At 37.8% G+C, this 25352-nt stretch carries 21 protein-coding genes and 2 pseudogenes; 12 read left to right on the plus strand and 11 right to left on the minus strand.

Annotated elements, in window-relative coordinates:
• Window positions 1–43: 43 nt before the first annotated feature.
• Complete coding sequence (locus GNP35_RS04615; protein ID WP_330997769.1) at window positions 44–883, minus strand: 2OG-Fe(II) oxygenase family protein; 840 nt, start codon at window positions 881–883, stop codon at window positions 44–46.
• A gap of 89 nt (window positions 884–972) precedes the next feature.
• The gene (locus GNP35_RS04620) at window positions 973–1881 is read right to left on the minus strand and encodes a DMT family transporter (protein WP_155694942.1); all 909 of its coding nucleotides are present in this window, start codon (window positions 1879–1881) and stop codon (window positions 973–975) included.
• 165 nt (window positions 1882–2046) lie between these two features.
• On the opposite strand from GNP35_RS04620, the gene GNP35_RS04625 reads away from it, so the two are divergent.
• Together GNP35_RS04625 and GNP35_RS04630 are read left to right on the plus strand one after the other, a co-directional pair.
• Window positions 2047–4551 carry a DUF748 domain-containing protein gene (locus tag GNP35_RS04625; protein ID WP_196492428.1) on the plus strand — a complete coding sequence of 835 codons (2505 nt, stop codon included), beginning with the start codon at window positions 2047–2049 and terminating at the stop codon, window positions 4549–4551.
• Between the two features lie 79 nt (window positions 4552–4630).
• A complete protein-coding gene (locus GNP35_RS04630) occupies window positions 4631–5167 on the plus strand; it encodes an NUDIX hydrolase (protein ID WP_330997713.1) in 537 nt (178 codons plus the stop codon).
• On the opposite strand, the gene GNP35_RS04635 is transcribed toward GNP35_RS04630, so the two are convergent.
• From GNP35_RS04635 to dapA, 5 genes and pseudogenes are all read right to left on the minus strand, one after another.
• Window positions 5159–6379, minus strand: a complete 1221-nt coding sequence (locus GNP35_RS04635) for a phosphoenolpyruvate carboxylase (RefSeq protein WP_155694948.1) — start codon at window positions 6377–6379, stop codon at window positions 5159–5161. The genes GNP35_RS04630 and GNP35_RS04635 overlap by 9 nt on opposite strands.
• Before the next feature lie 12 nt (window positions 6380–6391).
• Window positions 6392–7027, minus strand: coding sequence for a condensin complex protein MksE (locus GNP35_RS04640; protein WP_155694950.1), 636 nt, complete (start codon window positions 7025–7027; stop codon window positions 6392–6394).
• Window positions 7024–10692, minus strand: a pseudogene (locus GNP35_RS04645) (ATP-binding protein); the annotation flags it as partial. The pseudogene GNP35_RS04645 and the gene GNP35_RS04640, both read right to left, overlap by 4 nt.
• A gap of 115 nt (window positions 10693–10807) precedes the next feature.
• Window positions 10808–11878, minus strand: a complete 1071-nt coding sequence (bamC, locus tag GNP35_RS04655) for an outer membrane protein assembly factor BamC (RefSeq protein ID WP_196492429.1) — start codon at window positions 11876–11878, stop codon at window positions 10808–10810.
• 19 nt (window positions 11879–11897) lie between these two features.
• Window positions 11898–12782, minus strand: a complete 885-nt coding sequence (dapA, locus tag GNP35_RS04660; RefSeq protein WP_155694958.1) for a 4-hydroxy-tetrahydrodipicolinate synthase — start codon at window positions 12780–12782, stop codon at window positions 11898–11900.
• Window positions 12783–12922: 140 nt separating this feature from the next.
• Between dapA and GNP35_RS04665 the strand changes: the two genes are divergently transcribed.
• The gene (locus tag GNP35_RS04665; protein ID WP_155694960.1) at window positions 12923–13477 is read left to right on the plus strand and encodes a glycine cleavage system transcriptional repressor; all 555 of its coding nucleotides are present in this window, start codon (window positions 12923–12925) and stop codon (window positions 13475–13477) included.
• A gap of 12 nt (window positions 13478–13489) precedes the next feature.
• Window positions 13490–13960 (plus strand): thioredoxin-dependent thiol peroxidase, encoded by a 471-nt coding sequence (gene bcp, locus GNP35_RS04670; RefSeq protein ID WP_155694962.1) that lies wholly within the window; start codon window positions 13490–13492, stop codon window positions 13958–13960.
• 215 nt (window positions 13961–14175) lie between these two features.
• Here the strand turns inward: bcp and GNP35_RS04675 are convergent, their stop codons facing one another.
• The gene (locus GNP35_RS04675) at window positions 14176–15270 is read right to left on the minus strand and encodes an AI-2E family transporter (protein ID WP_155694964.1); all 1095 of its coding nucleotides are present in this window, start codon (window positions 15268–15270) and stop codon (window positions 14176–14178) included.
• 25 nt (window positions 15271–15295) lie between these two features.
• Window positions 15296–15508, minus strand: coding sequence for a sulfurtransferase TusA family protein (locus GNP35_RS04680; protein WP_155694966.1), 213 nt, complete (start codon window positions 15506–15508; stop codon window positions 15296–15298).
• A gap of 87 nt (window positions 15509–15595) precedes the next feature.
• Here GNP35_RS04680 and GNP35_RS04685 point away from each other — a divergent pair, with 87 nt between their 5' ends.
• The 8 genes and pseudogenes from GNP35_RS04685 to GNP35_RS16500 all read left to right on the plus strand — a co-directional run bounded on the left by GNP35_RS04685 (window position 15596) and on the right by GNP35_RS16500 (window position 22302).
• Window positions 15596–16258 (plus strand): hypothetical protein, encoded by a 663-nt coding sequence (locus tag GNP35_RS04685; protein ID WP_155694967.1) that lies wholly within the window; start codon window positions 15596–15598, stop codon window positions 16256–16258.
• Window positions 16259–16269: 11 nt separating this feature from the next.
• Window positions 16270–16461, plus strand: coding sequence for a hypothetical protein (locus tag GNP35_RS04690; protein WP_155694969.1), 192 nt, complete (start codon window positions 16270–16272; stop codon window positions 16459–16461).
• 53 nt (window positions 16462–16514) lie between these two features.
• Window positions 16515–17831 carry a M48 family metalloprotease gene (locus tag GNP35_RS04695; RefSeq protein ID WP_230961367.1) on the plus strand — a complete coding sequence of 439 codons (1317 nt, stop codon included), beginning with the start codon at window positions 16515–16517 and terminating at the stop codon, window positions 17829–17831.
• On the plus strand, window positions 17758–18105 hold the full coding sequence (gene arsC, locus GNP35_RS04700) for an arsenate reductase (glutaredoxin) (protein WP_155694973.1): 348 nt from the start codon (window positions 17758–17760) through the stop codon (window positions 18103–18105). The genes GNP35_RS04695 and arsC overlap by 74 nt, the downstream gene beginning before the upstream one ends.
• Complete coding sequence (locus tag GNP35_RS04705) at window positions 18105–18686, plus strand: NAD(P)H-dependent oxidoreductase (protein ID WP_155694975.1); 582 nt, start codon at window positions 18105–18107, stop codon at window positions 18684–18686. The genes arsC and GNP35_RS04705 overlap by 1 nt, the downstream gene beginning before the upstream one ends.
• A 9-nt stretch (window positions 18687–18695) precedes the next feature.
• Window positions 18696–19214, plus strand: a complete 519-nt coding sequence (locus GNP35_RS04710; protein ID WP_155694977.1) for a DUF2069 domain-containing protein — start codon at window positions 18696–18698, stop codon at window positions 19212–19214.
• Window positions 19215–19339: 125 nt separating this feature from the next.
• Window positions 19340–20731, plus strand: a complete 1392-nt coding sequence (locus GNP35_RS04715) for a DASH family cryptochrome (protein ID WP_155694979.1) — start codon at window positions 19340–19342, stop codon at window positions 20729–20731.
• A gap of 2 nt (window positions 20732–20733) precedes the next feature.
• Window positions 20734–22302, plus strand: a pseudogene (locus GNP35_RS16500) (cryptochrome/photolyase family protein).
• Window positions 22303–22413: 111 nt separating this feature from the next.
• Here the strand turns inward: GNP35_RS16500 and GNP35_RS04725 are convergent.
• Both GNP35_RS04725 and GNP35_RS04730 read right to left on the minus strand, forming a co-directional pair.
• Window positions 22414–22695: a hypothetical protein gene (locus GNP35_RS04725; RefSeq protein ID WP_196492431.1), complete on the minus strand. Its 282-nt coding sequence runs from the start codon at window positions 22693–22695 to the stop codon at window positions 22414–22416.
• Between the two features lie 259 nt (window positions 22696–22954).
• On the minus strand, window positions 22955–25177 hold the full coding sequence (locus GNP35_RS04730; RefSeq protein ID WP_155694981.1) for an NADP-dependent isocitrate dehydrogenase: 2223 nt from the start codon (window positions 25175–25177) through the stop codon (window positions 22955–22957).
• Window positions 25178–25352 lie beyond the last annotated feature (175 nt).

The raw sequence follows: 25352 nt of genomic DNA on the forward strand, positions 1-25352 counted from the left end.
CTGCCGTTTTTTTATGACTTCATATTACCTAGTACAAAGAAGCTTATTTAACGCCTAACTCGCGCAAACGCTCATCTAAGTATTCGCCCGCAGTATAGCGATCAGACAATACAACGTCTGGACGTGGATGTAAGAATAGAGGTAAAGAAATACGAGACTTACTTCTATCTGCACCTTCCGGGTTAATTACTCGGTGAATAGTAGATGGGAAGTAACCGCCTGACGCTTCTTGCAGCATGTCACCGATATTTACCACTAAACAACCAAAGTCGCCTGGTACATCAAACCAACTACCGTCTTTTTTCTGAACTTGCAAACCACCTTGGTTTGCCGCGGGTAATACCGTTAGTAAGTTAATGTCGCCGTGTGCTGCTGCACGAATCGCACCCACTTCTTCGTCACCTGTAATTGGTGGGTAATGAAGAATTCGTAATAACGTTTGTTCGCTATCTTTAATCATTGAAGACAGCGCTGCTTTGTAGTTTACCGCTACATCTGCAGGAGAGTGCTTTTCTACCCAGTCTAAAAGTGTAGACGCTAACTCGTTCGCTTGAACAAAGTAGTTATGAACTTCTTCGCGCAATGCTTCCGGACACTGTCCCCAAGGGTAATAGTGATAATATTCTTTGATGTCTTTTTTGTCATGACCTTTGGCCGTTTCACTTACTGTATCTGGGAAGAATCCGTCTTGTGTGTCAACATTAAAGTGAAAGTCTTGTTTATTTTCCGATGAGAAATAGCCAGCCCAATTGTTATAAATAGACTCTAAAAGATCTTTCTGTAAAGGATGGTTTTTTAGTACACCAAAACCAGTTTCATGAAGAGACTTTACAAACTCTTCCGCTGCATTATCAGCTTTATAATCAACAATAGATAACATTATAATTTTAACCTCTTATTTTATGCGGCGAATTATATGTGATTTTAGCGCGTAATCAAAAAATAAACGGGAAAAAACTAACTTGGATCAAACTAAATGTTTATTGAACCACTTTTTGAACGATTAAACTTACTAAACATCCTATTTCCAAACTGAAAAACCCCCAGCCCCAAAACAATTAGCAGACCACCTGTTAATAAACTTATAGAAAAGCGTTCGTTGTTTAAAATAATACCTAAACTCATAGACACCACAGGCGTTAACATCGTTACTAAAGCGACTGTGCTTGCTTCAAGTTTCTGAAGAATATAAAAGTAAGCTAAAAAACCAAGAAGCGAAGCAAATAGTCCCATGTAAATCACGGCCCAAATGGATCGCATCTGCCACTCTTGGTAATTCACCTCACCATCAAGGACAAACCAAGCGATTAGGTAGACAGGAAGCGATACAAGCAAAGAACCAACGGTTGTTGATAAAGGGTGCAAATCAACTTTAACGCCTTTTACTAAAACGCTACTTAAACTAAACAGTACTACGCCAATAAATATAAAACTAAATCCATAAATAGCACCGTCGTTAATTATCATATTTTCACTGCAGACAATGGCCAATCCAGCTAATGCTATTAACAAGGATATCTTTTTTGTTTTAGTAAATTTATTTTCTGATAGCCAGCGCTGTGCCAAGAGACCAGACAAAATCGGTGTTAAACCGAAACTTAGCGCCATTAACCCCGACGAAATATATTGAGCTGCAAAATAACAAAACAGCATTCCTACAGACAAGCTAATGCTAGAAAATAAATATACCTTTAAGGCATTTCTTGACGTGTTTAATTTAATATTGAGGACTTTCATGAGCAACAGCCCAAAAGATGCCGCAATTCCCATTCGCATTAACAATGACAGTGTTGGTGATATTGATTCGCTGCTCCAAACTATACCAAGAGGCGTAGTAGACCAGACAAGTACAACAACTAAAAAGGCAAGAGATACCGGCATTTGTATTCCAATAAACAAGGCTAACGTGAATCAGCTAACATAAAGCTAGAGTATATACTTTAACCTAATTACCACGAAGTAAAAAATTCATGTGACTGTTTTATTATCCCATGCCAAATTAGGCTAAACATGCTAACTTATAGCTTCATATTTTTAGGAGTAATAATGAAGAGAATCATTGCTTTAATATTAGTTTCAATTACCGCTAGTTTAATTATCGGTCTTTTATCTCTTTCTTCTTATCTAGCAAAGTGGGCAGTAAAAGAAACCTTTTTAGAACAACAGTTGACTCTGCAAGACAACTTCCAATTAAGCTACGACCCGTTTATAAGCGAACTGACTATTTCTGATGCTGCACTAATGTATCAAAACTCCGAAGAGTTAGTTTCCTTTAAGTCGCTAATTGTTAATTTTGATCTGCTACCTTTGTTTAGTAAAACACTATTAATAAATAAATTTGAATTCTCTGGTCTAAATCTAAGTGTAGATCAGCAAGCGGACCAAGCACTTATGATTGGAGGTTGGTCAATCGCTAACTTGGACTCTAAAAGTGACAATAAAAGCACACCAGGTGAGAGCAATGAAAATATTGAAGCTAAAGAAACAGAGAGCGACCAGCCAGCTGAAAAGAGTGAGCCATTTATAAATCAAGTCCAAATTGGAAGCATTGTTTTTAAAGATTTAAATGTGAATGCAAAAGTTGTAAAGCAGGAGCATGACATCGCTATTGAGTCATTAACAATAGAGAAACTAGACTTGCAATTAGGTGAACTCTACCAACCAACTGCGCTTTCATTTTTGTTCGATACAAGCCTGCAATATAAATTAGAAGATGTCGATAGCACACTATCATTGAGCACTAACTTGTTCTTAGAAACTGCGCCAGATATTATTTTTGATAAAAACGACATTGCCAACCTCCAGTTTCAAACAGAGTCGCTCTTATTAAAATTACAACAAACCAATGTAAAATCAGGTGTTCAAGATATTGCACTTAGCTTTAAAGCGTGGCAAACAAATTTAACGGACGTTAATGCGTCTACAGATGGCGGCGTAAAAAGTGATTTGCTGTTAAATTCATTTATCGAAGGCCTAAATGTGTCCACTATAGGCTCTGAACACAAAATGTTTACCTTTGAAAAACTAGCGTTAAATAACGTCGCATCCGACATAAACATGACCGGAGCCGTTCTTGAATATGATGTGGCATTTTCAGACATTCAGCTAGTTGACTCCCAAGCCATGCCAAATAAAGAGGAGACTCTACCTGCCCTTTTAGACTTAGAATCTCTTAGTATCACCAATGGTTCTTTTACAAATCAACTTTCTTCTATAGAAAAAATAGAGATTGGTTCATTAGTAACTAACGTGGTTGTAAACAAAGACAAGTCGATAGCCAATCTAGTTTTACCAAAACCAACAGTTGATAAAGAAAAAGCAGTTACCAATCAAGAAAATTCACAAAAAAATAGTAAACAAGTTACAGAAGTAGCGCACAATAAAGCCAATCAAAAAAGTGCTAATAAGGCTGTTCTTGCCGCCACTGATTTACCAAGTGAAGCCTTACCAGAACAAACAACTTTGAATGACGACACCTCAACTTCGAAGAAAATGGATATCAAACTTGTAGAGTTGGTAAATGCAGGACCATTTAAATTAAATACACTAGATTTGAGTGTTGAGCCCAACTTTCGCTCGTTAATAGAAGTGAAGAAATTCCGTTTAGCTGACATTGACAGCACACAGCCTCAACTTGTTACCACTTTTGATTTAGCGGCGACGAACAACACTTACGCCAAAATTAATATTTCGAATCAAAGTCAGTTATTTATCGAACAACCAACACACACTATTAAGGTGCTTTTAGATGAAATGGATTTAGCATCTTTGTCTCCATATGTAAGTTCTGCACTGGGTTATCATATAAATACCGGGCAGTTAGACAGTGAAGTAAACGCCAAAGTCATTGGTAACAAAATAGACGGAGAAGCCGATTTATTAATGCGTTCAGTCGACTTAACCGCTATTTCCAATCAAGGTGAAGAAAGTGGCTTTAGTGGTGGCGCGATTTCTTTTAATTACGCCCTGAGCATGCTTAAAGATGGTGATGGCAATGTTGATTTGAATGTACCTTTCGACGGTGATTTAAATAACCCTTCTGTTGGTTTTACCGGTTTTCTGTCACTCATAGTGCAAAGAGCAACAATGTCAGCCGCTAAAGACTACCTTATCAATACCTTTGTGCCATATGCCAACGTGGTTAACTTTGCGTTGTCGGCCAGCAAACATGTATTAAAGCTTAGGTTTAATGACCTCGCATTAACGGCTAAAAAATCGGAATTAACCGAAACCGAAACTGAACGTTTGTCTCAACTTAGCTTAGTATTAAAAAAACACGATACAACCAGTATTAAAGTGTGCCCTATTGGCGTTGTCGCTGATTTAACTACAAGTGCCGAACAGATAGAAAGCCAGGATGTTGTTACTCAAAAATCAATTACCGCTACGCAAGTACAAGAACTAATGGATTTAAACCAAGCACGAGCGGAAAAGATAAAGGCTTATTTAGTAAACGAAGGAAATGTTGAATCGAAACGTGTTCTTGGCTGTTCACCAACTATTGACTATAAAAAAGGTGCTGAGCCTAGGGTTTCTTTTAACGCGACTTAACTCTATTTAACTAACCAACAATTAGCCTAACTTTAATAAGCTGTTACAATGCCCGCTTTTTAATATAAAGAAGTGTATTGTGCGTTTACTAAAGTTAGCAACCCACCCTCAAGTTACAGACTTAAACGGCTCTACTTTTACTAGAAAAGCAACTCGAGCTATTGTGGTTAATAACAATAATATTTTATTGCTTTACACTCAGCGCTACGACGACTTTAGCTTACCTGGCGGTGGCATAGATGAAAATGAAAGCCACCTTGATGGACTTATCCGAGAGCTAAAAGAGGAAACTGGCGCACAAGCCATATCGAACGTAAAAGAATTTGGCCTATATCGCGAATACAGACCTTGGTACAAGCCTGACTTTGATGTAGTGCATATGGAATCTTATTGTTTTACATGTGACATAGACGGAGATTTGCTTGAGCCGCAATTTGAAGCTCACGAAATTCAAAATGGTATGAAACCACAATGGGTGAATATTCACGACGCAATAAAGCACAATGAAAATACAATTACGCATAGTGAAAAAAAAGGCATGTCTATTGAAAGAGAAACCTTTTTATTGAAACTTATTGTAGAAGAATTAATAAAAAACAGGGCTAGTTTACTGTAGCCCTATTTCAATATCCGTAATAACAAAATTACCTGAGAATACCGGATCAGGAACGCCTCTAGTTTCTAATGCAAAGTAACTTTTATCTTGTTCTGGCAAACCGTGAAAACCACCAATAACCTGATAAAGCCAAACTTCAGGGTCAAAATCTAAATTCTTCGCTTTATAATAATCTAGTGCAGTTTGATTTGTGCCAGAATCAATCACTGCACAAAAGAATGCGTCCACTTCACTTTTCAGTAGGCTCTCTTGTAACTCTATTGCGTTTTCATCTTGCATCGTTAGAGGTGATGCATTATTCAAATTGGTTCGAGTATCTCGTTGCCTGTTTACATGTTTAATATTGCTCATTACTTCTAGTAACGACTGCTCTTGTTCTACATTGTTTACATCAATGGCTGCGGCGGCAATGGTATTTTCCGCAACATTAAACAACGCAGGCACATTACTCATAGTCGAGTAATTTTGAGGCGCAAAACTAGGGTTTTGTTCTAGGTGCAATACAAAACCCTTGAGTAGTCGTGTGCGGCCTTTAAACTCTCTGAAGCGACCTAACAAATCAATAAGCTTAGCCTGGGCTAGGCTGAGCTCTTGCGTACAATGTGCAAAGCTACTTTGTAGAGTAACCACCAGCAAATGTCTTAGCTCACGATGTGAACCAGAAATATCACTAAGTTGGTCAAACTGGAACATGCTCAATTGGTTTAGCAATTCTGATACTTGAGACTGAGCCAGTTCATTCTCTCTGATTTTGGCATCAACAGTGGCAACATAACCAAATTCATTACTAATACGTGACCATAGCAAACGTACATTAGTGGCCAACATATCCGTCAGGCTATACACGCGCTCAGTAACATCAGACAGCATAGACTCCGCTTCTTTAAAGCGTCCTGCGTTTAATGCTTCTTTGTAATGCTCAGCTTGGGTTTTAATTGACACTAAACTACTGCCAATATTAGCGTCTATTTGTCTATTATTTTCGTCCTGTAAGCTTTCTTCTAATAACGTTCTAAGCGCAGGCCTTAAACGTAACTGACGTTCATTTTCAGGTCGCCAAATTACTTTTAGGTCTAACAGGTTATTAATGACTTTAGGCGTGTAGTCGGCTTCGTTAATGCTGCCAGAAAAGTACGCCTCCATGACTAACTCAGAATGATTACTAAGTGCATTAAGAAGCGAAGAGCCTGCTTTTTTAAGATTGTAATTCATCTTAAACTTCCACTAAATCAAGTCTGACTGAGACATGGCATCTTCAGCCTTTTTAGCTAATGACAGTTGTTCCGTTTCATCAATAAACTTAAGAACATCGAATAGATAGTCTATTTTGCCAGTAACGGTATAAATCTGTTTATCTTGGTTTGGCTTGATCAAATAACCAAGCTCAACTAAACGCTTAAATACTAACTTTAGTTGGGCATCAAGCTCTGCGGCTTTAGAGCCAAAGAGTGCATAACGAGATATTTTATTTAGCTGTTCAGCATAAGCTGGCGTATCTTCAATGATTGTTTGTAACTCATTTAATCGTAGGTTCATGCCTTGAGATAAACTTAAGTCGTTGTTTAAGCTTTCTTGAACTAACAACAACCATTCAATTAATGGCAATAAATGATTAGATACATCTTCAAACTGTTTACCAAGTTTAACTCTCTCAGTTTCACCAATAGTCTGATACGACGCGAAAAAAACTTGTTCCTCAGCCGCATGCGTTAGTTGTCTATTAAGTACAGCAAGATGTGCTTCTACTTCCATTCGACCAGCAGACGTTTTTAAAAAGCGATAACTATCTTCATCGGTAGTTTCGCAAATGAAATGTCCAGATAGTAATTTTTCTAACACAATTCCTTTTTGACTAATCATGCCGATACCTCGTTTGACGATTCATTTTTCATTTTTGCTTTTATACGCTCAGATATAGGGCTCACTTTAGGCTCTACCACTTGAAGTTGTTTTTTCTGCTTATCTATTAAGTATCGGTTTTTAAACAAACTTAATACTTCTGATTCAGGATTAGGAAACGCCCCAACAACATGTATTTGGTTATTTTGGCAAGCATCAAATATTTTCTTGATATTGCTTTGATGTAAAGTGCCTAACTCATCAATTGGCCAGTGGATAATTGCACTTGAAGGCCCTCTTAACAATCTCGTAAATGCCAACAAAAACTTACATAAAATAAGATATGCCATTCCATGACTCGAGGATTCATTTAATTGACGGTCAGTTCTTATAATAAGGTCTCGGCCACTTTCTTTAATATGAAGCTCAATATCGAGCAACTTACTAATTCCACCAGCAAGCGCCGCTTTACCTAATATATCAATCACACGTCGCATGCTAGCGGCATATTCGTCAGTTGGTAACTCATGAGCTCCGGCTTCAATCCACTTACCATACAACTCACTAAAGCGTTGAAGATCAGGCCAAAACTCCAACTCATCAATTTTCGAGCGAATTTTAACCGCTGAATCAGAGACACCATCTAAAAACAATTCTTCATCAACTTCTTTACTAATGCGTTCGCTTTGCAAACCAATATGCTTTTCAATATCTTTAAGAATTTTGTAGTACTCAGAAAGCGCTAAGCCAAAGATACGTCCTTGCTCTCTAATACTGTTTAATTTTTGTGGAATTAGCCCATTTATAAGCTGATCGAGTTCAGGAACTAGCTTAACAGGATCAACGTGACGAACGCCTTCTTCATCCATAACACTGCATAGTTCACGACTACGCTCCCAAGCATCATAAAATCCGGTGCCACTTTGCGCCGCAATCTTTTGATCAAAATTTTCTACATAATGTTTGATTGCACTTAGTTGCTCTTCTCTTTGCGCCATTAGGCTAGTAGCTTCGTTTAGGCGTTGTGAAATACTACCGTTTTCCAACTGAGGCACACTGTCTGTGAGCTTAAGCTTTCTCATTTGAGCTGAAACTGACTGAGCTTGATACTCTTGCTCTAATAAATGTTTAAGAGACTTTTCCGCTTCGTTTTGTGTCGTCTTAATGCTGCTCGCTGTTTGCTTGTATGTGTTTAGCGCTTTGTCTAAGTCTCGTTTAGATTGGCTTTCTAACTGACGAGCATCAGACAATTGCTGTTGCCACGTCACTTTTTGTTTTACGTAGTTAGTTTGATACCAAACATTAAATTCCAACACTTGATTACGTTGTTTTTCTGTTTCGGTAATATCGGCTTTTAACGTTTTAATTTTTCGTTTTAAGTCACCTATATCATCAACATCAACGCCACGATTATCTAACTCATCTTTTTGCCACTTCTCTAGCTGCTTAAGCTCGGTTTTTAATGACACTTGGCATTGCGTAATATGACTTTCAACTTGTGCTAACTGTTGTTCAATATCATTAACAAGGCTTTGCCAATGAGTCTTGAGTTCCATTTCGGCGTCACGTTGTTGATCAGCAACATCCTCTAACGCTTCATCTTGTTTAAGCTGCAAACTCTGCAGGTTCGACTTTAACGATGATATTTGCTTTTGGTAATGCTGCTTTCGTTCTTTTTGAGCAATTTGAAATGCTTGCGTAGATGCGGACTTATCCGCAACGGCACGCTTTCTATTTTGTAGGGCGTTATTAACATCAGACTGAACTTTAGCTAGATTAACTTCTGCAGCTCTAAGCGCATTGTTAAGCTCTGCTAGTGATGTTTCTTCTTTGTGTTGAGCCTCCAACGATTCTTTTATCGCCAGTTCTAAATCATGAAGTTTTGTTTGTAAGTCAGATTCATTAGCACACTCAGATGGCAACTCTATATTGTTAGCGTCAATATTTAACCCAAACAAACTATTTTCATCTTCCACTAATGAAGGTTGCATATCCTTTCGTCGTAATAAAGCAGGGTTAATAACTTTACCTATGCTTTGTTGCCAGCCTGGCTTTTCTGATCTTAAAAACTCTAATAGAGTGCCTTCGCCTGGAAATATAACCGAATTTAATTCATTTAAAGAGGTTTGTTGTTGCGCTACTTCTTGTCTTGCCGTTTGAAGTGATAAATCTTGTTGATGACGTTCTGACTTAAGCTTAGCTAACTCATCATTCACTTGCTTGTGTTGCTCTCTAGCAAGGTCTTCTAATTCTGTTGCTTCATTAATTGTTTGCTCTAACAACTCAATTTGCTGCTGCTCTTGTTGAGTGAAACCCACATTGTTCGCAAGTGTTGTTAATTTGGTTATCTCTAGGTCTATCTCAACTTTTTGTTCTTTAAAGTCACTATTGAGCTGACTAATCTCGCCTTTAAATTTAGATTCCAAGCTCGTTAGCTGTTGATTTTGCTGTTGAACTTTTTCTGTGCGTAAATCCTTCAAAGACTCTTTTTGTTCTTTGTATGCTTCTAACTCGTCAGCGTGTTGCTCTCGAATCTCCAAGAGTTGTTTATTGTATCGACCTTCAACATCTTGATGTTGTTCCGTTAATAACGAAAGCCTGGACTCTGCGCTACTAAGCTCACTATTCCAACGTGGCAGCTTTTCTAGGTTGTCTTTATGGGTTTCAATTTCTTTATCTTGCCACGTGTCATAAACCGACTCTACTTCATCTAGTTTAGAGGTATAAATTTCGACATCGGATTTGGCCGCAGATAAGCTTTGATTTAGTGTGTCTCTTTGTTCAGACCATTGCGACTCTAACTGTTGAGCGTCCATTTTATTTTGTAAAATCGCGCCCTCTAATTCCGATTTATTGGAGCTTAATACCGTTTGGTCAATAGAGATTTGATGCTTTAATTCAGCGAGCCTGATTAAGATTTGATTATAATCTGTATAAGAAGCCTCTAGCTTTGTAAAATCCGGTCGGATCTCTTCAAAGCCTTTGATCAGCTTACACTCTCTAATCCATTCATCTACTTTGGTCGGACTTAGTTTTGTTTCGCCAGGTGTTACACCATCTTCTTCTAGAATAGCAGCAACCATTGCTTTAATGGTTTCCATTTTTCCTTCTTTACTATGGACTGCCTTTGCTAACTTCTCTATGTGTCGTAAATTGTTCGAGCCATCGCATAAACTAAAAAGACGAGCGTAACCAGGTAAGTCTCTGTGGGAGGCGAGAATTGACCTGTCATTTTGGATAATAGCTTTAAACTCTTTGGTGTTTAATTTTCGACTACACAAAATACCATCACGTTTGATAGTTTCGGACTAACTCAACCGGATTTGCAGCGTGCTGACCTTCCAACATGCCCGCGCTTAAGTAGTCGGATAATTCAAAGGCTTTGTTGATCAATCTATAGTCAACACCTTTACCTGACGAAGTTAACACCACCTGGCAAACATCTGAATCTTGCTCACCTCTAAGGTATTCGTAAATTATGTAACTATTAGATTGTGGCAAATACCAACGCTCAAACGAATCACGGGTAGCGGGTACTACACGACTCGGGTATTCACCATAAAAAACAGGAATAAGACGCTGCAACGTTGTTTTACCCGACGCGTTTGTACCACAGATATTCGTATGACCGTTTAGATTTAGTTCTACCACTCCGGTCATATGGGTATTTATAAGAATTATCCGATTTAATGCTGGCATTTTATCCCTTCAAACTATTTTTATTCTAATAACTAAACACAACAACGCCGCTAATGAAAGCGGCGCTATTTTAATACTGACTTGCGTTATGCTTTAAGGCAATTACAACTCAACTTCTTCTTCTTTTATAATCTTGATGATCAAATTATATATCTCTAAAACTTGGCTTTGAGACAAAGGTTGACCTTCTTCATTTGTAAACTGAATATAAACACCGTCAATGGTGGTTACTAACACAGCTTCATATTCACCTGCTTCTAACGATAATAAGTTCCGATATTCAGAGCCAAATAAAGATCCAAAGAATGACTTGTCATCTTTGTCATAATTTAATGTATAAAGAAAAAGCTTTTTGTCTTCTTCTTCAATATCGAAACCTAGATCTTCAAATATATCTTCTAATTTTTTGAAAACAAATAAGATGTCTCGTTGAGAGGTAATAACATGATCGCCAGCCGGGTTGGTCCCCATTACCAGTGAAACATCGGTCAATACTTGTTGTTTCTGGATTACAACTCGATATTGATAATCCAACTCTAAGGAAAGTTGATTTAACATCTCTATCGATAGTTGTTGTGTTCGATATTCGTTAGAAAACTTAGGTGCATAAGTATCACTTAGTTTCTCTAATTCAATTGGCGTTATAAACGCTTCACCACTTCTTCCGTGAGGCAAAACTTTATAATTAATTTCAAAAACAAATCGCTCAGTTTCAACTTCGCGCTTCCAAAACCAAAAACCCACTTCCGTTTTTTTGGTAACTTCTACTCGGTAATTGTCTCCGTTGCTTATTAGCTTGTATTCACGGCTATTAATTAAGCCTTCGATACCGTTGTTAATAAACTGTTCAAAATTCTCAACCTGAGTTGGTTTCTCCAACATTATTTTATATGGGTTATCGTCATCTGTATTTACCCAGCTGCCTTGAAGAATCTCTAGTACACTGGAAGGCGATGTGACAGTTTCTGATTTGTTTGCTTGTTTACTGCCTTTTACAAGGTGAAACTCCGTGCTTTTAACAGGTGTATTTAACGATTCTGGCACAACAAGAGTGTCTGTACTTTGCTTTGTATTCTTAACATTTGGCGTATCTGTTAGCCAATTCTTAACCGATGTACAGCCTGTGGTTAACGATACTAAGGTAACCAATAAAGCCGGTTTAAGATATTTCACGCACTTCTCCATCTTATTATTATTTACTTTGCTCTAAAGCTTGTTTGATAACGTTATGATGATTTGGTTCCATCGTAACTAAAGGTAATCGAACAAAGTCAGAACTAATTTTATTTTCTAACATCAGCGCCCATTTTACTGGCACTGGATTAGGCTCAATAAATAGGTCGTTATGCAATGCTACTAGTTTCTTGTCAATATCGTTGGCATTTTGTTGCTCACCTGCCAGTGCATATTGAACCATTTCACGCAGTTGCCCAGGTCTAATATTTGCAGTAACAGAAATAACACCATCACCACCAAGGTGTAAAAAGTCTTTTGACGTAACATCATCACCACTAAACAATATGAAGTCCGGGTTCGCTTGTTTTAAAACTCTAACTCTACTTAAATCGCCAGTTGCGTCTTTAATGCCAACAATATTTTCTACCGCCATTAATTCCATTACCGACTCGTTGCTTAAATCAACATTGGTACGGCCTGGAACATTATACAAAATGATAGGTTTAGAAGACGCTTCTGCAATCGCTTTAAAATGCTGAATCATGCCCCTTTGACTAGGTTTATTATAATATGGTGTTACTGTAAGAAAACCATCAATTTCTAAATGATCATATTTTTGAGTTGTTTCTATTGTTGCAGCTGTGGAATTTGAACCATTACCAACAATAATAGGAAGACGTCCATTGTTAACGTCAATACTATGAGTTAAAACCTGCACTTTCTCAGCTTCATTTAATGTTGCTGATTCTGCTGTTGTTCCAAGTATTACAAGTCCGTCGGTCTTAGAAGCAATATGCCACTCAATCAAATTAGTTAGACTATCAAAATCTACTTCACCATTATTCAACATTGGTGTAATTAAGGCGACAAAGCTGCCCTGAAATCTTGCCTTTAAACTCATAATTCCTCCGTATATTTAGCAAGGTATGTTACTTAGGCACGTACCAATAAACAAGTAAGATATTTGCCAATAATGCGTTTTTATTCCCTTATGGTAGACTACTTGACCATTTTGAAAATAGAAGCGCTTTACAATTGCCTATGACCACCATAAATACAGCTCCACAATACCTCGTAATCACAGCTATTGGAGAGAACAAAACCGGCCTCGTTAGTGAACTCGCAGGGCTAGTCTATCAGTGTGGCTGTAATGTGGTTGACAGCAAAATGGCGATATTTGCCAATGAGTTTTCTATAATCATGTTACTTGAAGGTGAGCATGCCGATCTACTTCAACTAGAAACTCAGTTACCGCCTTTAGCAATGAGTTTATCTTTGCTCACTATGATGAAACGAACGCAAAAGCGTCACTTGGCTGACGATTTAAACAATCACTATTTAATTTCCATAGATGGTCCTGATAAAGCAGGAACCATTAAGGTGTTTACTTCGTATTTAGCAAAGCAAGGTATCGATATTACAAGTTTGAAGTCAGGTACAGAGATACGACAAGGTAACAAATGGCAGTCAGCGCAAATTGAGTGCTTAATGCCAACGGAACAAACAGTGAACAGTATAGAAAGTGAATTTGTTTCACTTTGTAGCTCTTATGAGATGAGCTGTACAATTAGTCCAATTACCATTGAAGTTAATTAAAGGAGTATTCTAATGAACACATTAAAAGCAGGCGATAAAGCGCCAATGTTTAAACTTAATGACCAAAACGGTGAATTATTCGATTTAGCGGAAGCGCTGAAAACAAGCCAAGTGCTGATTTACTTCTATCCAAAAGCAATGACACCAGGTTGTACAGTACAAGCGCAAAACTTGCGTGATGTAAAAGCAGATCTTGAAAAATATAACACGGTTGCTGTCGGTATTAGTCCAGACGCTGTGAAACGATTAACAAAATTTACGGAAAGAGATGAATTGAATTTTCCTCTTTTGTCTGACGAGGACCATAAAGTTGCCGACGACTTTGGTGTTTGGGGCTTAAAGAAGTTTATGGGTAAAGAGTACGACGGTATACATCGTCTATCTTTCTTAATTGGGCAAGACGGTGAAATCAAACATTTCTTTAATAAGTTCAAGACTAAAGATCATCACCAAACCGTACTTGATGTTTTAGCAGAACAATAATTGGTGAATCTAAAGACCTTAGTGCCATATTTTAACCCGATTTATCTGTCACTTAGTTTTTGAATTCATAACACTCTGCAATATATTGATCAAAAAGTGTCAACGTTATTTAGGACGGGTCAATTAAAATAAAAAAAGCCCAATATAAATATTGGGCTTTTTCTTTTTGAACTAAGTTTTTGTTTAAAAAATCTAAACCGTCTATGTTATTGAAGCTACTTACTGCAATTTACTTCTTCTGCGCTAACGTCGTTACTCTGTGGTAGCTCTTTAACAGACCATGCATTGATTAGTGCTTTAACTAGTGACGCCAGAGGTATTGCAAAAAACACGCCCCAAAAACCCCATAAGCCGCCAAAAAATAAAACTGCAACGATGATATAAACAGGGTTTAAGTCTACCGCTTCTGAAAACAATAATGGCACCAGTAAGTTACCATCTAGCGCTTGAATAATGCCGTAGGCAATCATAACGTAATAAAAATCAGGGCTTAATCCAAACTGAAACAAAGCAACACCTATAACGGGGATTGTCACTACTGCAGCCCCTATATATGGAATGAGCACCGATAAGCCAACCAGTAACCCCAAAACAGCAGCATAACGCAAGTCCATAATGACAAACGCAATATAAGTAGAAACACCAACCACAAGTATTTCAATTAACTTGCCTCGGATATAATTAATAATTTGTTGGTTCATTTCAGTTGATACTTGTGTGATCAAGGTTCGCTCTGTAGGCAACAACCGGTCGAAGCCAGCATAAAGTGATGCCTTGTCTTTCAGCATAAAAAACACCATTAGTGGTACCAGTATTAAGTATATTAATAGAGCTACTAGATCTGTTACTGATGTCATAACACCTTGTAGCAGCTCTTCAAGGAAGGTAACAAAACGATTGTCCACATTGCCCATGACCTTTTCTACTAACATAGGATCAATATTAGGGTACTTTTCTGGTATCTCTTGAATAAAGTTTTTTAAGTCATTCATCATCTCTGGCAACTCTTTTACAAGGCTAATGCTTTGTTGCCAAATGACAGGAATAACTTTAACTATAAGTGTGGTGAGTGCGCCAACAAATGCGGTTATGACAATTGTTGTGCTGATGTTTCTACTGAAACCCAGTCGTGATACACGCTTTACTGGCCATTCCAATAAAAAGGCAAATACGACAGCTACTAGAACCGGAGTGAGTAATTTCCCAAACCAAAAAAAGGCTAACATCCCTAGCATGACTACCATAGCTAAGGTTACTGCGTTTGGGTCTGAAAAGTTTTTTCTATACCACTGTCTTATCACTTCGAACATAATTGGCTATCCAACCTATATTATTTTAATCCAATATCTCAACGTTAAAATCCGAACCTTGAACGGATTGTTCAAAGCTTATGTTTTCGGACTTTAAGTAACTAACAAAGTTTTTTAAAGTAATGTCATCATCCAAAACAAATGATTTTGTGCTTTTTTTTAGCAATTGTTGTTTAACTAGTACAAAAGCCAGTGGACAAGTTAGTCCTCTAGCATCAAACTGATACACAGAATTCAAAATTGGAGCCTTTTGGCAATTTGCTCTATTTTGGGTAGTCTACACCTAAGATTGTGTTAATGCAGTAAACCGATTAAAAAGAGAATTATGGGCTTATATCCAGATAAATACGGCTTACCAGACGAAGCCGAGATCAAAGACATAAATGCATTTAAGAAAAAAATAAACTGGGGCGAAATTCCAGCCTTTTTTCAACTCGTCGGTAAATCCATAGCTGATGCTGAAGGGTTTATACATTATGGTTTTGACAATGCATTCAAAAAAATTGTTGATCGGAAAAACTGGAATTATGAAAGATTAGGTATACCTGTCAATGCAGATAGGACAATGGCAGAACACGCACTTGAGCCCATAAGACGTCCTAAAATTTGTTTGTATCATGTATTTAATAAAACAGGGTATGAACTTTTAGCATTTCCATACGTCAAAAGTGTATTAATTGATGAGTTTAGAGAAAATGATCCTAAATTAGACTTTCGTCGATGGGATCCATCTCAGATGAAAGTACTCGTTAGAATTCCAGAGTTGCATAAGTTTATTGCCTTTACGCTGGTAAATGGTGATGACGCAGACATGGCTTTAATAGTTCATGCACATAACGTGGTAAATCGAATGATTTCAATGTTAGAGAATGAAGTGGATGTGCACGAGATACGAGGTTTAAGCATTGACCAAGGTTTTAAAAAGCAAAGCCTAAGCCCCGACGACACACCGGAAGATATTATTATCGAAAACCAAAAAAAAGGATAAAACAACGCCTTATGCAGTTCTCTTTTCAAAAGGCAGTAAGAAATAAATTTACTTCTATATCAGCCGCCGCCATTTTTGTTTTTTCCGCTACGGCGCACTCAATGACCTTAGACAATGAATTGCCTGATTTAGGCACTTCGGCTTTAAGTACATTATCAATAGAAAAGGAAAAGCAATTAGGCAACATCATTTTGACCAATTAAGGGGCCAAACCGCTATTTTGCAAGACCCTATAATAATTGAATATATCAATGACTTGGGAAATAGATTAGTGGCGAAGTCAAATGATGTAAATTTCCCTTTCACATTTTTTGGTGTTAACAATAGTCAAATAAATGCCTTTGCTTTTTACGGTGGTTATATTGGTATACATACTGGTCTAATTGCAAAGTCTGAAAATGAAAGTCAGCTTGCGTCAGTATTGGCCCATGAAATTGCTCACGTTACACAACGACACCTTGCAAGAAGTAAAGAAGCGGCAACGAACAGAGCTCCGTTAACGTTAGCGGGAATCGTAGGCTCTATAATTTTAGCTGCCGTAAGCCCTCAATTAGTAATGGCCTCTATGATGGCTACATCTGCGGGTACCCAGCAAGCCATGATCAATTATACAAGAGGCAACGAGCAAGAGGCTGATAGAATTGGCATGAATATATTGGCTAATTCTGGTTACGATCCATATGCCGCTGCTGAATTTTTCACTAAGCTACAGGAACAAGTGCGTTACAAAAGTAGCATTCCCGCATTTTTAGTTACTCACCCTCTTCCTGATTCACGTGTAACCGATGCAAGACTTCGCGCTCAGCAATATGAAAAAAAGTTTTATACTGACTCGCTTGATTTTTTATTAGTAAAAGCTCGCGTTGATGCGAGATATGTAAAAAGCCAAGCTGATAACTCAGACACAACTAATTTAGTAGATAGAATAAAAAAGACTAGTGGTAATAAACGGTTTGCGCTTGAGTACCAGTTACTACTTACCTTAGTAGACAATAAGAAAATTGATAAAGCATTTAGCCTGTGGGAAAAGCTTAACGAATACGCACCTGGCAACTTATTTCTTTTAGATACCTACTCTGACCTTGCTATAGCTGCTGAAACACCAGAAGTGGCGCTTGATGCATTGGCAAAGGCTTATAAAAACAAACCTAACAACTACGTAGTAACATTAAATTACGCCAATGTAGCGTTAGAAGCTAAGCAGTATGGCAAAGCGATTGAACTATTAGAGTACTTCTTATTAAAAAAGCCTAAAGATTTATTAGCCACTCAAATGTTAGTTGATGCATACAAAGACGCTAAAAATATGGCAAAATACAATATCACTAAAGGTGAGCTTTACGCACTCATGGCTCGTTACAACGAAGCTATTACATTTTTAGATAGAGCGTTAGCAATGATGGGTAAAAGTGATAAAGCCGAAGTAAGCCGAATTCAAGCGTTAAAGTACCAGTACCGAGAACGCCAGCGCTATATAAAGATATTAAAGGAACCATTTAATGACCGTCACTATTTTCCACAACCCAAGATGCTCAAAAAGCCGACAGACATTAGAGTTACTAAAGTCGAATGATGTGGAGCCAAATATTGTTGAATATCTAAAAACACCTCCCACATCTGCTGAACTTTCTAACATTATTAAACTGCTTGGCGTAGATATAAGAGATATCATCCGTACCAAAGAATCTGAATATAAAGAAGTGGGTGCTGATAATAAAAGTTTATCAGACTCAGAGTTGCTATCTATTCTAGTATCCACTCCAAAACTAATAGAAAGACCTATCGTGATTAACAGAAATAAAGCAGCAATTGGGCGACCTCCTGAAAACGTATTGAGTATTCTTTAATGTCTCAACCATTTGTTTTAGTACTTTTCTATTCCAGACATGGATCTGTTTTGAATCTTGCGAAATCAATAGCCAAAGGTATTGAACAAGCAGGAGTCGAAGCTCGTATCCGAACGGTTATTGACAGTGATGATCATTGCTCAGATTACCCTGCAGTAGATACCGACGATGTTAAAAACTGTATTGGTCTTGCAATGGGCAGTCCGTGTCATTTCGGGATGATGTCTAGTTCGTTAAAAAAGTTTTGGGAAACCACGTCAAACCATTGGATTAGCGGAGAGCTAATTGACAAACCTGCCGCTGTATTTACCTCTAGCTCAAGTTTACATGGTGGCAACGAAAGTACTTTGCTAAGCATGAGCTTACCGTTATTACACCATGGAATGATGCTATTAGGGGTACCATACTCAGAGCCTGAGTTACATAAAACCGAATCTGGTGGCACGCCCTATGGAGCCAGCCATGTTTCAGGTTTGTCGTTATCTAATGAACTAAGCCAATCTGAAAAACGTATTGCGGTAGCATTAGGGACACGTTTAGCAAACACCGCAAAATTAATGAATACTAACCAGGCGACATAGTTAAATAAAATGCAAAAACACAACGCAACAGCTACAGACTTTCAAACCGCACCGATGGCAACTTTTGTAAAGAAACTACAAAGGTTAGGTTCCTTTGGTTTCTTTGGATTAGTAATTTATTATCCTATTTTATTTACCTTGCTTGATACTGCTGGTAATTCTTTATCTTATATAACGTTAGTATTATTTTGGGTGCCATTACTTTTTGCCGTTAAAGGTATTTATCAAGGTAATCCATATACCTTTGCATGGAGTAACTTTGTCATTATGTGGTGCTACCTTCATGGCCTCACAGCAATATGGACGTTTGAAGGTAATAAACTATTTATCGTTATCGAGCTGGTTTTACTCACTGCTGCTTTTATAGGTAACACCTATTTTGCCCGCTTCAGAGGCAGAGAGATGGGCTTAGCTTTGCCTAAAATCAAAGAATTAAAAGAACAAGAGAAAGCTCAGTTTGAAGGTAACATAAAACCCAATAACGAAGAGTCAGTTATCAAACCAAACATTGAAAAGTCTGACAAATAAGGCAGCTTTTAAACCTGTAATTGAAGTGTGTTGATTACCTATCTGAGATGCTTATTCTGCAGGTAAATTAAACTAAAAGTTCAGATTATTCGTAATGAGGCTATTATTCATTATTAAAATGACTCATGGCCTCTAATTATCTATATATATTCGACAACGACTTACGGACGAGCTATTTACCTGTCCTCTCTCAATTTATAAAAGAAATCAACGATAGCGGGCATGGAGAACTTCAATGCGCCTACCTTTTTGATCCAGAAGATTTAAAACCCAAGAATTTTCAGTCTGCGTTAATCAGTCCTGCTAAATTAAAACTAATTTGTGAATCTCTAAAAGAGCTAGGACAAGTCTTAGCCAACAAAGGTATTTTATTAGACATTTGCATTGGTAACAAAAGTGCTAACCTTGGTAACCTAATTAAAAAATATAATGTCACTTGCTTAGGCTACTCTTCGCCAGCAGGCAGTTACGAAAGTGAATTATACCGTAACGCCGAAATTGAAGGCTTAACGGTTCACAACGACTTCCAAACGTCGTTATTCGACAAAGCTACATTGCCATTTGCAATAAATGACTTACCAGCAACCTTCACTCGATTTCGAAAAGTTGTTGAAGCTTTACCTCTCGATGAGTTATTTACTCACTATCAAAAGCTACCGGAGTTATCTCACAAAACTAACTGCGCCATGCAATTACTGGCCAAATTCGAAGCCTCTAATTTATCCCTGAACAAAACGCCTGCTATTAGCTATGCTTTAGACACAGCAAACAAGCTTAAGATCGAATTTAGTGGTGGTGAAGGTTTAGCTGTGCACCATATGAACAATTACTTTTCTCTCACTTCGCCCAGTGTATATAAAACAACGAGAAACTTTTTAGACAATTGGACAGCATCAACCAAGTTCAGTGTTGCTTTGTGTTTAGGCAACATATCTCCTAAACAAATTTGGCGAGAGATTGTAAAGTACGAGTTAAAAAACGGCGGCAATGAGTCTACATACTGGATTAAGTTTGAGTTATTGTGGCGTGAGTATTTTCATTGGTATGCCGCAAAATACAATGAAAAACTATTCCACTTTTCAGGGATCACACAACAAAAACCCCTATCAAGCTTTTATCCAGAACGGTTTCGCAAATGGATTGACGGTGCAACACCCTCTCACTTTATAAACGCTATAATGAATCAATTAAAAACAACGGGTTATATAAGTAACCGGGCGAGGCAACTAACCGCAAGCTACTTTGTAAATGAGCTAAACATAGATTGGCGTTATGGAGCCGCTTATTTCCAGTCACAATTAATTGACCATGACGTTGCTTCTAATTGGGGAAACTGGCAATACTTAGCGGGTGTAGGCTGCGATCCTAGAGGTAAGCGTAAATTTAATATTGAGAAGCAGCAAAATTTATACGACCCAAACATGTCCTATATTAATAAATGGATTTCTAGCGCTACAACGTTGCCATTAGACAGTGTTGACTATGTTGATTGGCCAATAGTTAACGAGGAGCCTTAAACGTGACGTCATATTCAAAGCTACGGTTAGTTTTAGGCGATCAGCTGAACGCGAATCACAGTTGGTATAAAACTAAAAATGAAAGCACACTTTATTTAATTGCAGAGCTTCACCAAGAGCAAAGCTATGTTAACCATCATATCCAGAAAACGCAGGCGTTTTTTAAAAGTATGGAGTGTTTTGGCCAAGCTCTAGAAAAATCAGGTCATCGGGTATTGCATCTAACGTTAGATGATACTGTTGGCTATACCTTAGTGGAACTAATTGAGCATTTAATTTCGAAGCATAAAATAAGTAATTTCGAATATCAGCAGCCTGACGAATATAGACTTTCGGCTCAACTTGAAGTGCTCAATGAAGATAAAAACTTCAAAGTGACGGTTGATTCAACTGAGCATTTTTTTATCGAACATAAAAACATAAAACATAAAAAAATACTTTAAACCCGATACCGCTCATCGAATGGAAGCCTTTTACAGAAAACTTCGGGTTCAGTTTGGAATACTGCTTGATGACACCGGACAGCCTGAAGGAGGCAAGTGGAATTACGACAGTGCCAATAGAAACAAAATGAAGCCGGAAGACATCAAAAAAGTCCCACAGCCGCTGCTTTTTTCAAATGACGTAACAGACATCAATAAACGAATAGAAAAGCACGGCGTAAAAACCATAGGTGTTGGAACAGATCAACTGCTTTGGCCTACCTCAAGGTCACAAGCTAAAGAACTTTTACAATTTTTTCTAGAACATTGCCTAACTAATTTTGGTTATTTCCAGGACTCTATGACACATGAAAGTAACAAAGCTAAATCTTCGCTTGGAGCCTTTATCATTCTCGAGTATCGTTTGCATTAAACGCAAAAATGATTTCACCGGCATATGTTATTGACCAAGCAATAAAAACTTACCGTAATCATACCGACATATCCATTGAACAAATAGAAGGTTTTGTCCGTCAAATATTAGGCTGGCGTGAGTTTGTTCGCGGAATATATTGGATAAATATGCCTAGCTATAAAACTCAAAATCAACTCAACGCCAAAGGTACGCTACCAGATTATTTTTGGACAGGTGAAACCAAAATGAATTGCATGCACCATGCAATAACACAAAGCCTTAATTACGCTTATGCCCATCATATACAGCGTTTAATGGTTACAGGTAACTTTACCTTGCTTACCGGTATAAACCCTGATGAAGTAGATGACTGGTACTTAGGTATTTATATTGATGCTATTGAGTGGGTGGAGTTACCTAACACAAGAGGCATGAGTCAGTTTGCCGACGGTGGTTTACTAGCCTCCAAAGCCTATGCGTCAAGCGGCAATTACATAAACAAAATGAGTGATTATTGTAAGTCTTGCCACTACGACGTTAAAGAAAAGGTAGGTGACACGTCTTGCCCATATAACAGTTTATATTGGGGCTTTATGAACAAACATGAAGACAAATTTGGCAACAACCCAAGACAAGCTATGGTTTACAAAAATTGGCATAAAAAAGGTGAAGACGAACAACAAGCAATATTGAAACGTTACAACTGGTTGCTTAACAACTTAAACAAATTATAAAACGATTGGTTAGTTGGTTAGTTTAGATCTAACTCTTTTAAAATTTCACGCCCAACAAAAAAGGGCTAAAAAGCCCTTTTCTTTATTCAGATATTAACGCCAATAAATAGATTATTTGACTGTCGCTAATAACGTATCGTCTAAACCTTCATTTACGATTCCGATAACCGCATTACAATGCTCTAGCGTAAACTCGCCGTCGGCAATTTGTTTATCAAGCTTGTTACGACGATCAGATACTGTATTTTGGATAGCCTTTTTATCATCTTTATCGATGTTTAGTTTGGCTACTTTAGCGTCTAGCTTCGCGAAATAAGGATATAAAGTACCTTCCGCTTTGTAGGCTTCTGCTCGTGTACTTGGGTGGAAATCTTCACAAGCATTTAAATTCATTAAATAAAATTTAAATATGTAGAAACCGTAATTAATTTATAGCTTTGGTTTTCTGTCTCTTTTGCATTTGCGCCAAATGCCAAAATTGCTAATGCGCCTATTAATATCTTTTTCATTCTATGCTCAACTTCATTTTTATTATTGTTCGACTTTAATAACAAATGGTTATTAATTCAATCTAAGAAAGAGTTTTAATTACGTTTTTTTTATATTTACAAAAAAGGCCACAAATAGTGGCCTTTTTTTCTACACACAAATCTTAGCTAAGCAACGCTAAACCTGTGTTTAATGTTTTGCTTGGACGCATTGCTGCAAAACCCTGCTCATCTGAAGGCTTATAGTAGCCACCAATGTTCATCGCAGCACCTTGAACTTCATTCAGTTCAGTTACGATTGAATCTTCGTTAGCAGTTAGGTGCTCAGCAAGCGCTTTAAATGTTGCTTGAAGATCAGCATCATCCGTTTGCGCCGCTAATTCTTGAGCCCAGTAAAGCGCTAAGAAGAAGTGAGAGCCACGGTTGTCTAACTCATTCACTTTACGTGACGGTGACTTGTTGTTATCTAAGAACTTAGCGGTCGCTTTATCTAAGGTTACAGATAAAACTTTTGCTTTGTTGTTACCAACTGTGTTTCCTAAATGCTCATAAGAAGCCGCAAGCGCTAGGAACTCACCTAATGAATCCCAACGTAAATGGTTTTCTTTTTCAAACTGTTGTACGTGCTTAGGCGCTGAACCACCTGCACCAGTTTCAAATAAACCGCCGCCGTTCATTAGAGGGACAATTGATAGCATTTTAGCTGATGTTCCTAACTCTAAAATTGGGAATAAATCAGTTAAATAGTCACGTAATACGTTACCTGTTACAGAAATCGTATCTTCGCCCTTCTTGATTCTATCTAGTGTGAAACGAGTCGCGTCTTCAGGCGCTAAGATACGCAGGTCTAAACCATCTGTATCGTGATCGTTAAGGTATGTATTTACCTTTTTGATCAATTGAGCGTCATGTGCGCGGTTTTCGTTTAACCAAAATACCGCTGGCATACCAGATAAACGTGAACGATTTACCGCTAATTTAACCCAATCTTGAATTGGTGCATCTTTAACCTGACACATACGGTAGATATCGCCAGTTTCAACAGCGTGTTCAAAAACAACATTGCCGTCTTGGTCTGTTACTTTAACAGTACCATTTGCTGGGATTTCAAACGTTTTATCGTGTGAACCATACTCTTCTGCTTTTTGAGCCATAAGTCCAACGTTAGGCACAGTACCCATAGTTGACGGGTCAAAAGCACCATTTTCAATACAGAATGAAATAGTTTCTTGGTAAACACCTGCATAACAACGATCAGGAATAACTGCTTTCATATCTTGAAGCTTACCTTCCGCATTCCACATCTGACCTGATGTACGAATTGCAGCTGGCATAGAAGCATCAATGATTACGTCTGAAGGCACGTGTAAGTTTGTAATACCACGATCCGAGTCAACCATTGCAATATCAGGTGCAGTTTCATAAACCGCCATAATGTCTGCTTTGATTTCATCTTGCTTCGCCGCATCTAATTTTTCAATTTTTGCGTAAACGTCGCCTAAACCATTTTTAACATCAACACCTAGCTCTTCAAAAGTAGCTGCATGTTTTGCAAATACGTCTTTGTAGAAAACCTTAACGATATGACCAAAAATGATTGGGTCAGAAACTTTCATCATCGTTGCTTTAAGGTGAGCTGAGAATAAAACTCCTTGCTCTTTTGCGTCTGCAATTTCTTTTGCTAGGAAGGTATTTAACGCACTTACGCTCATGAACGTTGCATCAACAACTTCACCAGCTAATACTGGAACCGAGTCTTTTAGAACTTTTGATAAACCATCAGCGCCAACAAACTCAATTTTTAGTGAGCCGTCTTTCGCAATAGTTGTCGACTTTTCACTTGCAAAGAAATCGCCATCGCTCATATGCGCTACGTGAGACTTAGATGTCTTTTCCCACTTACCCATTGAGTGTGGGTTTTTCTGCGCGTATTGCTTAACCGCACCTGGTGCACGACGGTCAGAGTTACCTTCACGTAAAACAGGGTTTACAGCTGAACCTAATACTTTAGAGTAAGCGGCTTTGATTGCTTGCTCTTCATCTGATTTCGCTTCTTCAGGAAACTCAGGAAGTTTAACGCCCTGTGCTTGAAGCTCTTTGATAGCCGCTTTTAATTGCGGAATAGAAGCTGAGATATTAGGGAGCTTAATAATGTTCGCTTCAGGAGTTTTAGCAACTTGACCTAAATATGCTAAGTCATCGTTTACTCGCTGATCTTCTGGAAGAAAATCGGCTAAGTTAGCAATAATTCGAGCAGCTAGTGAAATATCACGAGTTTCAACTTCGATACCAGCTGTTTTGCTGAACGCTTCAACAATTGGTAAAAATGAATAGGTCGCCAATGCTGGCGCTTCATCTGTTTTTGTGTAGATGATTTTTGATGTCATTTAGATTCCCTACATTTGCAGTGAGTTTGTCGTCCGAATAAGTATAGCGGACGATTATCTGAATATAAGTCTGAATTTTGGTTGTGCATACTATAAAATACCGGTACTTAAAGAAAGACCTTTATCTATAATAGCGCTATGAAAACTGTAAAAAATAATGCCCAACGTCAAAATG

This window comes from Psychrosphaera haliotis, from assembly GCF_009728465.1.
Taxonomy (GTDB): Bacteria; Pseudomonadota; Gammaproteobacteria; order Enterobacterales; family Alteromonadaceae; genus Psychrosphaera; species Psychrosphaera haliotis.